Source organism: Xenorhabdus innexi (genome assembly GCF_002632485.1).
GTDB classification, from domain to species: domain Bacteria; phylum Pseudomonadota; class Gammaproteobacteria; order Enterobacterales; family Enterobacteriaceae; genus Xenorhabdus; species Xenorhabdus innexi.
In genome coordinates, this window is the sequence record NZ_NIBU01000008.1 from 107700 (window position 1) to 123200 (window position 15501).

General features: G+C 44.4%; 13 protein-coding genes and 1 pseudogene. 2 read left to right on the top strand and 12 right to left on the bottom strand.

Features of this window, described 5'->3' with window-relative positions:
• Nucleotides 1–42 precede the first annotated feature (42 nt).
• The 10 genes from nsrR to tsaE form a co-directional block, all read right to left on the bottom strand.
• Entirely contained in the window at nt 43–462 is a 420-nt protein-coding gene (nsrR, locus tag Xinn_RS05180; protein ID WP_086955105.1) for a nitric oxide-sensing transcriptional repressor NsrR, read from the bottom strand.
• A 195-nt stretch (nt 463–657) separates the two neighbouring features.
• Nucleotides 658–1956, bottom strand: coding sequence for an adenylosuccinate synthase (locus Xinn_RS05185; protein ID WP_086955104.1), 1299 nt, complete (start codon nt 1954–1956; stop codon nt 658–660).
• A gap of 260 nt (nt 1957–2216) precedes the next feature.
• Entirely contained in the window at nt 2217–3224 is a 1008-nt protein-coding gene (hflC, locus tag Xinn_RS05190; RefSeq protein ID WP_086955103.1) for a protease modulator HflC, read from the bottom strand.
• Nucleotides 3225–3226: 2 nt separating this feature from the next.
• On the bottom strand, nt 3227–4453 hold the full coding sequence (gene hflK, locus Xinn_RS05195; protein WP_086955102.1) for an FtsH protease activity modulator HflK: 1227 nt from the start codon (nt 4451–4453) through the stop codon (nt 3227–3229).
• 340 nt (nt 4454–4793) lie between these two features.
• Complete coding sequence (gene hflX / locus Xinn_RS05200) at nt 4794–6074, bottom strand: ribosome rescue GTPase HflX (protein ID WP_086955101.1); 1281 nt, start codon at nt 6072–6074, stop codon at nt 4794–4796.
• Between the two features lie 96 nt (nt 6075–6170).
• Nucleotides 6171–6473 (bottom strand): RNA chaperone Hfq, encoded by a 303-nt coding sequence (gene hfq / locus Xinn_RS05205; RefSeq protein WP_086955100.1) that lies wholly within the window; start codon nt 6471–6473, stop codon nt 6171–6173.
• Nucleotides 6474–6580: 107 nt separating this feature from the next.
• Nucleotides 6581–7522, bottom strand: coding sequence for a tRNA (adenosine(37)-N6)-dimethylallyltransferase MiaA (gene miaA, locus Xinn_RS05210; protein WP_086955099.1), 942 nt, complete (start codon nt 7520–7522; stop codon nt 6581–6583).
• Nucleotides 7515–9473, bottom strand: a complete 1959-nt coding sequence (gene mutL / locus Xinn_RS05215; protein ID WP_086955098.1) for a DNA mismatch repair endonuclease MutL — start codon at nt 9471–9473, stop codon at nt 7515–7517. The genes miaA and mutL overlap by 8 nt, the downstream gene beginning before the upstream one ends.
• 58 nt (nt 9474–9531) lie before the next feature.
• Nucleotides 9532–10872: an N-acetylmuramoyl-L-alanine amidase AmiB gene (gene amiB / locus Xinn_RS05220; RefSeq protein ID WP_244590136.1), complete on the bottom strand. Its 1341-nt coding sequence runs from the start codon at nt 10870–10872 to the stop codon at nt 9532–9534.
• Nucleotides 10873–10886: 14 nt separating this feature from the next.
• Complete coding sequence (tsaE, locus tag Xinn_RS05225) at nt 10887–11351, bottom strand: tRNA (adenosine(37)-N6)-threonylcarbamoyltransferase complex ATPase subunit type 1 TsaE (RefSeq protein ID WP_086955096.1); 465 nt, start codon at nt 11349–11351, stop codon at nt 10887–10889.
• A gap of 368 nt (nt 11352–11719) precedes the next feature.
• Between tsaE and queG the strand changes: the two genes are divergently transcribed.
• Entirely contained in the window at nt 11720–12877 is a 1158-nt protein-coding gene (gene queG, locus Xinn_RS05230; protein ID WP_086955095.1) for a tRNA epoxyqueuosine(34) reductase QueG, read from the top strand.
• A gap of 561 nt (nt 12878–13438) precedes the next feature.
• Here queG and Xinn_RS23395 read toward each other — a convergent pair.
• Entirely contained in the window at nt 13439–13531 is a 93-nt protein-coding gene (locus tag Xinn_RS23395) for a hypothetical protein (protein WP_244903171.1), read from the bottom strand.
• Between the two features lie 977 nt (nt 13532–14508).
• Here Xinn_RS23395 and Xinn_RS05240 point away from each other — a divergent pair.
• Nucleotides 14509–15012 (top strand): tetratricopeptide repeat protein, encoded by a 504-nt coding sequence (locus tag Xinn_RS05240; RefSeq protein WP_086955094.1) that lies wholly within the window; start codon nt 14509–14511, stop codon nt 15010–15012.
• 368 nt (nt 15013–15380) lie between these two features.
• Here the strand turns inward: Xinn_RS05240 and Xinn_RS05245 are convergent.
• Nucleotides 15381–15501: pseudogene (locus Xinn_RS05245) on the bottom strand (IS30 family transposase); the annotation flags it as partial.

Sequence of the window (15501 nt, forward strand, 5' to 3'; positions counted from 1 at the left end):
TGTCATCAGTAAGCTGTTTATCCCCGTACTTTATTTCCTGCTTCATTTCGTCAGCAACAATTGATAAAGGGGACGATTGTCTTCGACCATATCAGCCAAAGTATATTGATTTAATTCTTGCAAAAAGTTTTCCACTGCCTGATTCAATACTGATTTTAAACGACAGGCCGGAGTAATATGGCAGCTGTCACAGTTAACTAATCCGAGTGGCTCCAGTGAACGCACTACATCGCCAATTTTAATTTCACTGGCTGGTCTTCCCAAACGAATACCGCCATTTTTTCCTCTGACAGCATTCACCAATCCCAGATTACTCAGTTGATTAATGATTTTTACCATATGATTACGTGAGACACCGTAAACCTGTGTTACTTCAGTAATATTTGTCATCTGACCTTCAGGTAAAGAAGCCATATAAATCAGGGCACGCAAGCCGTAATCGGTAAAACTGGTTAACTGCACACTCACCTCTGGGTGGCTGGATATAACGGGGATTATTGGAAACCAAATAAGTAAATATTATTGGCTTATCATCATTAACAGATCCCATTATGTGGGTATTTTTAAAATTAAGCAAAGTAAGCTATTAGCCCCACAAAAATGCAAAAACCGGGCATAAAGCCCGGTTATAGACACTTCACTGATTAAAATAATCAATTAAGCATCAAATGGATCACGCAGGATCATAGTTTCAGCGCGATCTGGGCCTGTAGAAATAATATCAACAGGAACGCCTGTCAGTTCTTCTACACGCTTAATGTAGTTCAGAGCTGCTTCTGGCAACTGGCTGTGTTCTTTCACACCGAAAGTGCTTTCATCCCAGCCCGGCAGGGTTTCATATACCGCTTCCAGACCTTCCCAGTTTTCTGCTGCCAATGGTGTAGTGTCGATGACAGTACCGTCAGCCTGACGATAACCTACACAGATTTTAACTTCTTTCAGACCATCCAACACATCCAGCTTGGTCATACAGAAACCGGACAGGGAATTGATTTGAATTGCGCGACGGATAGCAATGATATCCAACCAGCCAGTACGACGGCTACGGCCTGTGGTAGCTCCGAATTCCTGACCTTTCTGGCGCAGATATTCACCGGTTTCATCAAACAGTTCAGTCGGGAACGGGCCTGCACCAACACGGGTGGAGTAAGCCTTGACGATACCCAGTACATAATCAACGTAACGCGGCCCCAGACCTGAACCTGTAGCAACACCACCAGCAGTGGTATTAGAAGAGGTTACATAAGGATAAGTACCGTGGTCGATGTCCAGTAATGTACCCTGAGCGCCTTCAAACATTACCAGCTCACCTTTCTGAGTTGCTTTGTAGAGCAGGTCAGAAACGTCAACTACCATGCCAGTCAGAATATCAGCGATAGCCAGGATATCATCCAGAGTTTTCTGGTAATCCACCGCAGGTTCGTTGTAATAGTTAACCAACTGGAAGTTATGATATTCGATGATTTCTTTCAGTTTAGCTGCGAAAGCTTCTTTATCGAACAAATCACCCACACGCAGACCACGGCGAGCCACTTTGTCTTCGTATGCAGGGCCGATACCACGACCAGTTGTACCGATTGCCTTCGCACCACGTGCTTTTTCACGCGCATTGTCCAATGCTACATGATAAGGCAGGATCAATGGACAGGCTTCAGAAATAAGCAAGCGCTCACGTACAGGAACCCCACGTGATTCAAGCTGTTTCATTTCTTTCATCAAAGCATCTGGTGCTAAAACGACCCCATTTGCGATAATGCTAATGACATTTTCACGTAAGATCCCAGATGGGATTAAGTGGAGAACGGTTTTTTCACCGTTAATGACTAATGTATGGCCCGCATTATGGCCCCCCTGATAACGAACTACATATTTAGCCCGCTCAGTCAGCAAGTCGACGATTTTACCCTTGCCCTCGTCACCCCATTGGGTGCCCAATACGACAACGTTCTTACCCATTTCAAAAATTCACTCGGTTGCTTAAAAATGGATTCTAACATCTCATTTAGCACCTTTCAGTATTTTTTCTCACTTCTGTTATTTCGTTTCGTCATATTAATCGACTGTTAAGTAAGCATTAGTAATGACGAGATAATGAATAAGAGCTGACAAACTGACGCAAGAAGCCACTGCAAGTTTCCTTACAGTGGCTTAACGATAGGGTTTCTCTGAATTAATTCAGACAGATATCAGACAATTCATCTGCCTGTCAGAAACCATCAGTCAGTAACACGACCATGACTGCGTTGCTTCGATGGCTCTTTCATATAGCGGAAGAAGTCAGTATCCGGGCTGAGAACCATGATATTTCCTTCATTCCTGAAGCTATTTTCATACGCCCGCAGGCTACGGATAAAGGCGTAAAAATCGGGATCTTTATTGAAAGCATCAGCAAACAGTTTTGTCGCTTCCGCATCCCCTTCACCGCGCAGAACCAGAGCTTCACTATATGCTGCTGCTTTGATTTCAGTCGCTGATTTGTCAGCCGCCGCGCGAACCTTTTCAGCCTCTTCCATACCCTGTGAACGGTGACGGCGCGCTACTGCTTCACGTTCTGCACGCATACGCTGGTAGATTGCACCTGAAACTTCATCCGGCAGGTTGATCTGCTTGATACGGACATCCACAACCTCAATCCCCAACGCAGCCATACTGTTCGGGTTGAAAGCAACTTGTTCACCTTTAGTTTCTTTCTTCACACGGGCAGCAGCTGAAGCGATTGCGTCGTCTGCGGAAGAGTCATCATCACTTGTACCCAAGTTCAGTGCATCACGTACATCTGTTGTCAGACGACCACGGGAGTCTGTCACAATGCCACGCACATCCAGACGACCGATTTCAGAACGCAGACGGTCACTAAATTTACGTTTTAACAGAACTTCAGCCTGAGAGATTGAACCATTGCCCGTCGCCAGATAATAGCTGCTGAAATCTTTAATACGCCATTTCAGATAAGAGTCAACAATCAGGTCTTTATTTTCACTGGTCAGGAAACGGTCAGCTTTGATATCCATTGTTTGGATACGAGCATCAAGCGTTTTGACAGTTTCAATAAACGGAATTTTTAAATGCGGGCCGGGTTGGTAAACCACGGGTTTATTTTCAGCATCACGCACTACTTTGCCAAAGCGCAGTACGATACCACGCTGACCTTCATATACGATAAATATCGATGAATAGAGCACAACCAATATGGCGGCAATAACAAAGACGAACGACTTACGCATGATTATGGTCTCCCCTGTCTTGTCGTATCACCACGCAGGTTGCTTGAATCACCATAGCCACTGCCATAGCCTGATTGGCCATGTGTTGGTGTGGAATGTGTCGTGCTGCGATGTTCTGGTGTTACTTTCACTTCCGGTGCGTTAGCTTTTGCTGCTTCAGCCTGACTGCGAAGAACCTGATCCAGCGGCAATACCAGCATGTTGTTGCTCTTTTCATTTGCAATCACTTTGCGGGTATTACTCAGAACACGTTCCATTGTCTCGATATAGAGACGCTCACGGGTAATTTCCGGTGCGGCTTTATATTCAGGCAGAATTTTTGCAAAACTTGCTACTTCACCACGTGCATTCAGAACTACACTGACTTTATAGGCTTTGCCTTCTTCGATAATACGCTGAGCATAACCCTTGGCGATTGGTAAGACAGAGTTTTTATAGGCTTCTGCTTCACGAATAGTTTTTTGCTCTTCTTCACGGGCGGCGATAACATCATCAAATGCCGCTTTCACCTCTTCAGGCGGACGTGCCGTCTGGAAGTTAACATCCAACAGGGTAATCCCCATGTGGTATGGACGGATAGTCTCTTCCAGTACCTTTTGGGTATCGTTACGCACAATAGTACGATCCGCTGTCAGGATTTTTTCCATTGTGTATTTGCCAACAACCCCACGAACAGCACTGTCAGTCGCCTGACGAAGACTGTTATCCGGATTGGTGACGTTAAATAGATAGGCCTCAGGGTCAGTAACGCGGTACTGAACGTTCATTTCAGCACGTACTACGTTTTCATCCGATGTCAGCATGACACCCGATGTTGCCAGTTCGCGGACAGATTCAACGTTAACAGCACGAACACGGTCGATAAATGTCATCTTCCAGTTCAGGCCTGGTTGTACGATATGGCTGAATTTACCCAACCGGGTAACAACACCACGTTCTGTTTCCTTAATGGTATAGAAACCACTGACAACCCAAACAACAACTACAACAGCAATGGCGAGACCAATAAGACGCCCACCAAATTTAGGGTTCTGTCCAGAACCATTTCCACCTTTGTTTCCGCCGAGGCCACCAAGTTTTTGACTCAGTTTACGGAACAGATCGTCGAGATCAGTTGCCCCACGGTTTCGACCACCTTTATTGTTGCCGCCGGAGTTGCCGCCATTATTATTGCTGCTTCCCCACGGGTCGCGGTCCTGTCCGTTATTACCGGGCTGATTCCACGCCATGTTTTAGCTCCACTTTTTAGTTTTTCACTGGTTTTACAGAGGTGACTGCTCTTCCACCCGCACGGGTGAGGCTTCCCACTTCACAGGCCGCTGTTACTGACAAGTCAGCCACAACCTCCATGGGCAAAAACGATAAACTTCACCGTTTCATAAGCAACCAATATTTTTGGGTGATACTTTTAACAGTGCTGATGACAGTGCTGATTTCGTCACTGCAATTCTGGCACAATCATTTCATCACCGCCATTTCATTACCGTTACTCCGTAACGCTAACTACTCTGAAATGGCGGCCAAAATAATACCTTTTTTGTCGTCCCGCGCCAATCAATCAGACAACATTCAGACAACATAGTCCTGTAAATTTGGTTCCTGTTTACACAGACGGCGCCAGTCGATCATCGGCATCCTGACTTCAAGCCCCAACTGACCATTTTCCTCCAGCCACTCACGTTCGATAGCCTGAAGCTGGTAAAAACGGCTGCGCAGACGCCCGGCTTCCGGTGGCAAATGCAATTCATAATGTGCAATCTCGCCGGAAAGAAGCTCAGTCAGTGCCTGCAATAACAGGGGGATACCTTCCCCAGTTTGGGCTGAGAGCCAGACTCTCACCGGGCGATTTTCTTCATCACGGTCAATCCGGGGTACAAAATCGGCCAGCATATCGATTTTATTCATCACCAGCAGAGAAGGGATATCATGTGCTTCAATCTCTTCCAGCACACTGTCAACTGCCAGAATGTTCTCATCCAGCCGGTTATCTGCCGCATCAACCACATGGAGCAACAACCTTGCCTGCCTTGTTTCCTGCAAAGTGGCCTTAAATGCTGCCACCAAATCATGCGGTAAGTGACGAATGAAACCAACAGTATCAGCCAGAACAACCGGCCCGACATCATTCACATCGATCCGGCGCAATGTCGGGTCGAGAGTAGCAAAAAGCTGATCAGCAGCATATACCTCAGCCGAGGTTATTCTATTGAATAAACTTGATTTTCCGGCATTAGTGTAACCAACAAGGGAAACGGTGGGAATATCTGCTTTGTTACGAGCCTGACGCCCCTGCTCACGCTGCCTTTCTACTTTGCCAAGACGCCCCAGAATCTGTTTAATTTTATCGCGCAGCATACGGCGATCGGATTCCAGCTGGGTTTCCCCGGGGCCACGTAAACCAATTCCGCCTTTCTGACGTTCAAGGTGAGTCCAGCCCCGGACTAAGCGGGTAGATAAATGGCGCAACTGTGCAAGTTCTACCTGCAATTTACCTTCATGTGTTCTCGCCCGCTGGGCAAAAATATCCAGTATCACCCCTGTACGATCAACAACACGGCATTGACACAAGCGTTCAAGATTACGTTCCTGAGCAGGAGAGAGTGTATGATCAAACAACACTACATCTGCGCCGCTGTTTTTGACTGCTTCGGCAATTTCTTCTGCCTTGCCTTCCCCGACAAAATATTTCGGATGCGGAGCCTTACGGCTTCCTGTCACAATCTGCACAGGAGAAACACCTGCGGAAGTCACCAATGATTCAAATTCACTGAGATTTTCCGTATCTTTTTCCTGTGAGAAAAAAACATGCACCAGAACGGCGAGTTCTCCGCCTTCGTAACGATCAAACAATGGTGCAACCCTCAGGCTGAATAAAATTCCATAGGAAAAACATAGGTAAAGTCTCCCTACCTATGTTTTTTATTTATGTCAGGCATTATCACTGATTTATTCAGCGATATCATTTTCCTGTTGTGCTGCCGGACTGTTACCAGCCTGATAATTTCCCACGCTGGATGCCATGTTGGCATTGCTACCGTGATGAGATACCGGACGGGAAGGCACAACAGTAGAGATGGCGTGTTTATATACCATCTGGCTAACAGTGTTTTTCAGTAAAATGACAAACTGGTCAAAAGATTCAATTTGACCCTGTAGTTTAATGCCGTTGACTAAATAGATAGAAACCGGGACCCTTTCACGACGTAATGCGTTCAGGAATGGATCTTGCAAAGATTGCCCCTTAGCCATTCTATATTTTCCTTATTTTGTTGTTTTTAACTAAGAACCCGTTGGTTCGAAAAAGTAACTACTCAAAAATAATGCTTTGTACTGATAATTGTACACAATCAACGAATTTATGTACCAATAACCTGCATGACTGTTTTCAGAGCCTGCTCAGGTTGGTCGCTGTCCAACCAGACCACATCGTCCCACCCCCTGAGCCAGGTTATCTGACGCTTCGCCAACTGGCGGGTTGCGCAGATACCACGATAAACCATCTCATCATGAGAAATCTCGCCTGCTAGGTAAGACCACATTTGACGATAACCAACACAACGAATGGAGGGTAAATCCGTATGCAAATCGTTACGAGCATAAAGCGCTTTAACTTCATCTTCAAACCCTGATTTGATCATCTGCTCAAATCGGGCAGCAATGCGCTGATGCAAAATTTCACGGCTTGCAGGCGCAATCGCAAACTGATGAACACGATAAGGCAATACTTCCCCAGACGTTTCAGTCAATGTAGTTAGAGTGTTACCCGAAATCCGAAAAACTTCCAGTGCACGAGTAAGACGTTGTGGATCATTCGGATGGATTCTTGCAGCTGCAACCGGATCAATCTCCTGCAATTGCTGATGCAATGCCTCCCACCCATGTTCCTCTGCCTCCTGTTCAATTACCGCCCTGACTTCAGGGTTGGCAGAAGGTAGTGGCGATAATCCCTCCAGTAATGCTTTGAAATATAGCATGGTTCCGCCGACCAAGAGCGGAATTCTCCCAGCCGCCGTAATTTCTGCCATTTGTTCCAGCGCATCGCGACGAAAATCGGCAGCAGAATACACTCCAGCAGGATCGAGAATATCAATCAAACGATGCGGAGCCTGAGCCTGCTCTTCTGCGGATGGTTTAGCAGTACCAATATCCATGCCACGATAAACCAGTGCAGAATCAACGCTAATCAGCTCCACCGGAAGATGCTGACGCAAAGCGATTGATAATGCCGTTTTTCCTGAGGCTGTCGGCCCCATAATAAAAATGGCTGTGGGCAAATGTTGAGTTTTTACATCACTCATGATTAAAAAGTGCCACCACTGCTTGTAAATCAATTAATTGTAATAAACCTTCTGGCGGAGCGCTCACTAATTGAGGGCAAAGACGCTCAACATCAGCTAAAAGCTGAACAGCCTGTGCAATATTCCACGCTTCATGTTCACTTTCACTGCCCAAATGGCGGGCAAGCCAGATTGCCACCTGTTTTACTGAAACTGATGACTGTTCCATCAGATAACCCAACAACGCCGGAAAAAGTTTTGGCAGGTTTTGTTGGCGCAGAGGCAACGATACCGCATGAATGGTCACTTTTCCATGTGCTACAACCGATTCAATGCCAAAAGTCTTTAATAGCTCACTATTCTGCTGCAAAACATTGACTTCTGTCTCACTGAGAGACAACTTCAGTGGGATAAGAAGCGGCTGTGGTTTTAGCCCCTGCTCTCCCGGCATTAATTGAGCCTGCCGCAACCAGCGTTCAGCAACAGGCAGTGACAATAATCCAATGCCCGATGCAGATTCAAGCAGCGCATAGTGAGATGCGTAGATGCTCAATACCTTGCCGAAACTATAACTACTACTTTTTTTCTGTACCGTAGTTGAACGGACAGACGCTAATGATGTTTTTTCTGTGACGGAAGCCGACTTTTCCGAAATTACTCTTTCAGTACCCGATCTTTCAGGAAAAAGTGGCTGTTTTTCCACCGGAGCAAACTGCATCAACTTCTGGTACAGCTCACCTTGTTTTTTCTGGTAACTCTCTCCCTGATAAGGCTGCCTGATACCACTATGGCTGATCTGATGACCTGAAGATGGTGTTTCAGAGGCGGTACGGGAAGAAGATGAGTTTTTTTGCGACGCTGCCGGGGTTGCCTGTTCCGGTCGGAGAAAATGGTTCTCTCCCGCAGAAATCCGGTTTTCCGGTATCCAGTCTGTCGTCTTTTCCTGACAGTCCAGCGCTAGTTCAGAACCATTGCTGCGCTGTTTCAGCACCGCAGCAACACCCTGATAAATAAAATCATGTACCAGACGTGCCTGATGAAAACGTACTTCATGTTTAGCGGGATGCACATTCACATCAACCTGATGCGGGTCTACCTCTAAATACAGAACATAGGCCGGTTGCTGTTCGCCTTGCAGCAAATCCTGATAAGCCTGACGGATAGCATGATTAATCAGCCGATCACGCATCATACGCCCGTTTACATAGCAATACTGAATATCACCAGCAACAGAAGAACTGTTAGGATCAACGACCCAGCCTTTAATGGATAACATATCGTGCTGCCATGACAGTGCCAGCGCCTGCTGCATAAATGCCACACCACAAATTGCCGCCAATCTCCGCTCATGCTGAGATTCATCTTTAGCCGGACGATACTGACGCACCAGTTTTCCGTTGTGATTCAGATTAATCGCCACATCCAGACGAGCAAGAGCTATTCTGCGCACGACCTCATCAATATGGCCGAATTCCGTTTTTTCTGTTCTCAGAAATTTACGTCTGGCAGGTGTGTTGTAAAACAGATCCAGAACCTCAACCGTTGTTCCGACAGGGTGGGCGGCCGGTTTTACCGCCACTTCCATATCACGGCCTTCGGCATAAGCCTGCCATGCTTCCGCCTGCCCATCAGGGCGGGAAGTCAGGGTCAGCCGTGAAACAGAACTGATACTGGCAAGAGCTTCCCCTCGGAAACCCATACTGACAATGGCTTCCAGATCATCCAGAGAGGCTATTTTACTGGTTGCATGACGAGCCAGTGCTAATGTGAGATCCTGTCGGCTGATTCCACAGCCGTTATCACGTATGCGGATTAATTTTGCACCACCACGCTCAATATCAATATCAATCCGGGTAGTACCGGCATCAAGGCTATTTTCCACCAGCTCTTTCACTACCGATGCCGGGCGCTCAACCACTTCACCGGCAGCAATCTGGTTTGCTAATTGTGGGGGGAGTATCCTGATAGCCATATTCGACCTTATTTCTGTATTTTCTTAACTTACCGGTTTTCTTACATACCGTTTAAAATTATTTCGGTGCTGTCTGCAACGGGTTTGCCTGAAAATAGTGACGCAACCCAAGATGAATCGCCTGCGCCAGCTTTTCCTGATACTGATTGGAGCCTAGCAGCGCTTCTTCTGATGTGTTACTGATAAACCCTGTTTCTACCAGAATAGAAGGAATATCTGGTGAACGAAGAACGCCTAAACTGGCATGTTCCGGCGTGCGCTTATGCAAAGAGCCAACCTGAGATAACTGCTGTAATACCTTAACAGCAACGTCATAACCTACCCGCTGTGAATGCCCGAATTGCAGATCCAGCACTGCCTGACTCAAAAACGGATCGGTACCATTGGCCAGAGCATCTCCCGCGCCCCCCAATAATTCAGACTGTTTCTCATGCTGCTCCAGCCAGTTTCCCAACTCGCTGTTTGCACGCCGGTTAGACAGCACCCAGACAGAAGCCCCTCTGGCACTGCGATTAGGTGCGGCATCTGCATGAATGGAAACCAACATATTTGCTTTATGCTTACGGGCGACCTCAGAACGTCCGGCTACCGAAATAAAATAGTCTCCATTGCGTGTCAGAACTGGTTTAAACATCGGGTCATTACGTAAGAGCACTTCCAGCCTTCGCGCCACACTAATGGTCACATTTTTTTCCCGCAATCCCTTCGGCCCGACCGCTCCCGGGTCCTGCCCTCCATGCCCCGCATCAATAGCAATCACAATCGGATATTTTCCCTGAGCAGTTTTAGCTACCTGTTTTTTCACCACAGGCGCATTATGCGCAGATGCAGATTTAGTTTCCTGTATTATCGGAGTGACTTCAGAAGCAGCCTTATTTGTTAGTGATTGCTTACTTTTTTGTGAATTTGCGTTTTCTCCAGATGTGGAGTTCTCTTTAGATATTGGAGAATGATTTACTGCCCCTTCTGCCTTCAGAGTAAAAATAATCTGATATTGATGCCCTGATTGCTTTACAACAGAAGCTGCTGTTGTCTTCTTAGCCAATTCCAATACAACCCGCTTATGTTGCGAATCAGGTGGCTGGCTCGTGCGGACTATTTTCACCAGATTCTGGCCTGATAAACGCATCGGCAACCCTGTGATACTGGCTGACTGACGAATATCCACAACCAGCCTTTCAGGATTATGAAGAGGAAAAAAACGATATTCAGGACGCCCGCCAGTGAACCCCAGAGTAACAGTGGCCTCAGATGAACTGTTACTCACGTGTACGTTTGATAATGTCGATGCTGCCGCCGTTGTTATAACCAATTGGCTCAGAACAATAAACAGCATAAAGAACATCAGCCAATAGGATTGCCATTTTTTTATCGTCTTCGTGCAGAAGGCATTCATCATGGTCAGGGATTCCTTCATAAGGATTTCAGATTATCCAGTAAACTTTCACCATATTCAGATAACGCCACAAAATGAGCCTGTCGCCCTTCATTGTTATAGGCCAGATGCAACTCAATATCAGCTTCAGGTAAAAATCCTGTTCCCTGTTGCGGCCATTCCACCAGACAAATGGCATCCTGATGGAAATAATCGCGGATACCCATAAATTCCAGTTCCTCAGGATCTGCCAGACGATACAAATCAAAATGATAAACAGGGCGTGGCTGTAGCGCATAAGGTTCAACCAGTGTATAAGTTGGACTTTTCACATGCCCCTGATGACCAAGAGCCTGTAGGAAACCACGACTGAACGTCGTTTTTCCGGCACCAAGATCGCCATACAGATAAATAACATAGCCGCGTTCGCAGGCTGCTGCCACTGTATTGCCCAATGCAACGGTGGCATTTTCATTCGGAAGTGATAAAACAAGTTCTTTCATAGAAAATTATCTATTGTTTTATTGAGTTAAAGCCTATTGGAATATAACTATACCCGTCCTCTTTCAAGTTGCCTCTTTGTTGGCTGCGCTCATTCACCCCAGTCACATAGTTACCTATGCTCCCGGGGACTCATTCTCTTGCCGCCGCGATGCATTTTGAAATCCACAGGGTATTCGTTTCCCAGGCCACAGCCTGAAACCGATAGGATATATGAAAGACATATTAGTTAGATAGTTTAACCAATAACCATAACATAACGCAGCTATTATCATTTAATATCTTCTATTCGGAAACAAAGTAACTTGAAGGACGAAGAGTAGAAGCTGTGTTAATCTATGCACCCTTTACCGCAGTAACTTAATATTCAATGGCTATCCCTCTCGATCTGAATCTTCTGGCAACAAACATCAAACAATGGGGTCTTTCCCTCGGTTTTCAACAAGTTGGTATCTGCGATACCGATTTATCCACAGAAGAGCCGAGATTACAGGAATGGCTCGATAAGCAATACCACGGCGAAATGGACTGGATGGCACGTCATGGCATGATGCGCGCACGCCCTCATGAATTGCTGCCCGGTACTTTGCGGGTTATCAGCGTGCGCATGAATTATCTGCCCGCCAAAGCCGCTTTTGCCAGCACACTGAATAATCCTGAGCAGGGATATGTTAGCCGTTATTCACTGGGCAGAGATTATCATAAACTGCTACGCCAGCGGCTTAAAAAGCTCGGTGATCAAATTCAGGAATACTGCTGTGCCCATGAATATCAGGGTGTACTTAATTTTCGGCCTTTTGTCGATTCCGCTCCTATTATGGAACGCCCTTTGGCGGCTAAAGCCGGACTTGGTTGGGTTGGTAAACACTCACTTATTTTAAACAGGGAATCAGGTTCCTGGTTTTTCCTCGGTGAATTACTGATCAACCTTCCCCTGCCTGTTGATTCTCCTCAGGAAGAGCAATGCGGGCGTTGCGTTGCCTGTATGACTACCTGTCCGACAGGTGCCATTGTAGCGCCTTACACCATCGATGCCCGCCGTTGCATTTCATATCTGACCATTGAACTTGATGGCGTGATCCCAGAAGAGTTTCGCCCATTAATGGGCAATCGCATTTATGGCTGTGACGACTGTCAGCTTATCTGCCCCTGGAATCGTTTCTCACAATTGACGGATGAGACCGATTTTAGCCCCCGCGCTGCATTGCATACGCCTGAACTCATTGATTTGTTCAATTGGAGTGAAGAAAAGTTCCTGCGCATAACAGAAGGTTCAGCAATACGTCGTATCGGCTATTTACGCTGGCTGCGTAATATTTCAGTTGCATTGGGTAATGCTCCCTACCGTGATGAAATCGTACTGGTTTTAGAAAAAAGAATGGGTTTAAGTGAGATGTTAGATGAACATATCCACTGGGCTATTGCTCAACAAATATCCCGCCGGAATGTTGACGTAATTGACGTTCAAACATCGCAACAAAAACGATTAATACGAGCAATTACCAAAGGGTTACCCCGCGATGCTTAATATACAATCAGCTTGATTTTTTCTTAAAAAAGCCGTCTGTTTCCTTGTGAATAAAATAAAAATGCTTTTCCGATCAAAGATTGGAGAAAAGATAAATATCAATTCAGAAATTTCAATGCAAAGTCAATTATCCTAATTTATCAATTAGTTAATTAATGTATATTATTTTAAATAATGAATTAAAAAAGTTAGCCGCGCTCATATAGCCTGTGGATAACTCTGTGCAACAAACAAAGCCGCAGCGGGCGATTCAAGATAGTTGTTATGTTAAATTCTGTGGATAAAAAATAGAAATTACACTTAATGGGAAAGTATCAGGGATAAGCAATAAAAATGGAAACTATTTATCCATTCTAGACATTAGTGGAGAAATTTTCCTCTGCCTATCCAAAAATGAGGCGGCATTATGGACCTGTTAAAGCAGGATGGCAAGCGCTTTCAGAAAATTATTTTTGATGGGAATAAGATAGCAAATGATTGCGGCTATTGCCCCACAATGATAGAAACTGCGGGGGCAAGTATGGCAACCAAGCGTAGGTTAAAGCGCTTTTATCTTCTCCACTAACTCGCATAACGTTCATCAACACCTTTTTTCAGCGGCTTATGCGTACCAACCAGTATTTCATCTGCCAATGCTGCACCGGTAGCAACCATTTTAGCTCCCCGGACGACAATGCCTTTAGCATTTTTTCCACTGTTCCAAGCGTATGGTAGATACTCTGTTCATGCCCGCCCGATGTTTTTGAACGATCGCCTTGTGGATTAATCAGCGCATAGGCCAGATAAAGGCTACTTTGTGCACCATTTTCTGCCCTGAAAGTCATTTTATCTGCATGTTGGACTTTATAATCATACAGGCCTGCTACAGTTCTAATCGCATTCCTGAAGGCAGGGTGATCCACATGATCTGTAACTTTTTCTCCATTAATAAAAATAGTCGCCCATCACGCAAATCTTCTATATATTGCTTTCCGGTTCTTATCATACTTTCCATGCTCCTATCGATAATGATAATTTCAAAGGTCAAGCAGAGAAATCTTTTCAGTCAGCACTGGTATCGAATATACAAGGACAATTGTCGGTAAAAAGGAATAACTGGTTGTATACATCTCATTAAAACACCCCAACAAATAGAACTCTATAGGCTGTTCCAATACCTGCCCTGATTACTCTTTCCGGCAAAAAAATATACTTTCAAGGAAATAGGCTATATTTATGCGGATTAACCAGAAAATCCATATCAAATTACAATACGGCTTAATCGCTCATATATAGAAGGGATTTTTACATCAGAATAAAAAACCATTTTAAATAGCTATGTTCTTAACCGGATATTGGCATTAAGTGACTGGCTTATGGAATGCTGTCAGCAGGTTGAAGATATGTAACAATATTCCATATATCCCCCATACTAATAAATTCCTTCTGATGAAATAACACATTAATTTTAATTTTTGTTTGTTATATATATTATTTAGGCATAAGATTATTCAAAAAATAACATATAGAAACAATCAACTATAAATGAGGTTGTTACCTATGATAATTAATGACAATCAAATATATCACAAGTTGTTAATACAAGTGATGATTTAATATTTATACATGAGTGTTATCATTGCATACTGGGAATGAAAAGAAACGAAAAACTCACAGATATAAATTGGCTTAATGCAAATAATATTTCCCTTTCAATATTACAAATACATATCGTTGACTTGCTTCTCTCAATGGAGAAAAGTAAATATAAACAGGCTAAATCACTCCTGGGAAAACTGGAAATAATCAGCGAAAAAGAATCTGATGAACGTGCTGAATTAATAAATTCCGGGATAGTTTCTTTAATCAAAGAAAATTATTATCAGGCCAGAAATTATTTTTATAGATGCTTAATCAAAAATCCTAAAGATATATTCAGCTTTTATACATGCCATATGATTGAATTCAATAATGGTATGACCGGAACTATGCTTGAAACTCTCAGTATTGTGAACAAACACTGGGATAGTAATGATGAATTTTATAGTTATTTTAAAGGTATTAAGGCCTTCATCCTGAATGAAAACGGGTATCATGATGAATCTTATGAAATCGCCGCCAGTTCATTGAAACTTAACTACCACCTACTGAAGTAGGTGGGTTAGCGCACTTCGGTGCCGACGACTGAAAGTCGTCGAACCACGCACCTCGTAAACGCGCGTAGGTCAAAGAATTAAAGTCAAAGTCACCGTCTAAAGACGGTGGTTTTAAACCTTTCATATGGAAAAATAAAATTCAAAAAACCCTGACATCTCCTGAAGTATAACATACATATTTCATAGCATTGTGGTATCCATTTAATCAATTCCTAGCCATATAGCTAATTATATGGCTAGGTTACCTCAACTCCTAATAACCCCTCTCAGAAATAGTCTTCTCTATTTGTTTTTTATGATGACATTGCTATGCTGAATCGACTAACGTAGATAACATATCTTGCATTCACATAATAAGTGCAACACCGTTATGAACGAAGTAAACGAGTCGGTATGCCTTTAAATAACTCATTCGGTGTTTGATAACCTCGCGTTTTTCGAGGACGTTTATTTAATCGATTTGCCACGAGATTTATCTCCAACTCTGAG

Bases quoted from the DNA above. Each gene is read 5' to 3' on its own strand.
- Xinn_RS05185 (WP_086955104.1), bottom strand. From the start codon at position 1,956: ATGGGTAAGAACGTTGTCGTATTGGGCACCCAATGGGGTGACGAGGGC.
- hflC (WP_086955103.1), bottom strand. From the start codon at position 3,224: ATGCGTAAGTCGTTCGTCTTTGTTATTGCCGCCATATTGGTTGTGCTC.
- hflK (WP_086955102.1), bottom strand. From the start codon at position 4,453: ATGGCGTGGAATCAGCCCGGTAATAACGGACAGGACCGCGACCCGTGG.
- hfq (WP_086955100.1), bottom strand. From the start codon at position 6,473: ATGGCTAAGGGGCAATCTTTGCAAGATCCATTCCTGAACGCATTACGT.
- miaA (WP_086955099.1), bottom strand. From the start codon at position 7,522: ATGAGTGATGTAAAAACTCAACATTTGCCCACAGCCATTTTTATTATG.
- mutL (WP_086955098.1), bottom strand. From the start codon at position 9,473: ATGGCTATCAGGATACTCCCCCCACAATTAGCAAACCAGATTGCTGCC.
- amiB (WP_244590136.1), bottom strand. From the start codon at position 10,872: ATGATGAATGCCTTCTGCACGAAGACGATAAAAAAATGGCAATCCTAT.
- tsaE (WP_086955096.1), bottom strand. From the start codon at position 11,351: ATGAAAGAACTTGTTTTATCACTTCCGAATGAAAATGCCACCGTTGCA.
- queG (WP_086955095.1), top strand. From the start codon at position 11,720: ATGGCTATCCCTCTCGATCTGAATCTTCTGGCAACAAACATCAAACAA.
- Xinn_RS23395 (WP_244903171.1), bottom strand. From the start codon at position 13,531: ATGGTTGCTACCGGTGCAGCATTGGCAGATGAAATACTGGTTGGTACG.
- Xinn_RS05240 (WP_086955094.1), top strand. From the start codon at position 14,509: ATGAAAAGAAACGAAAAACTCACAGATATAAATTGGCTTAATGCAAAT.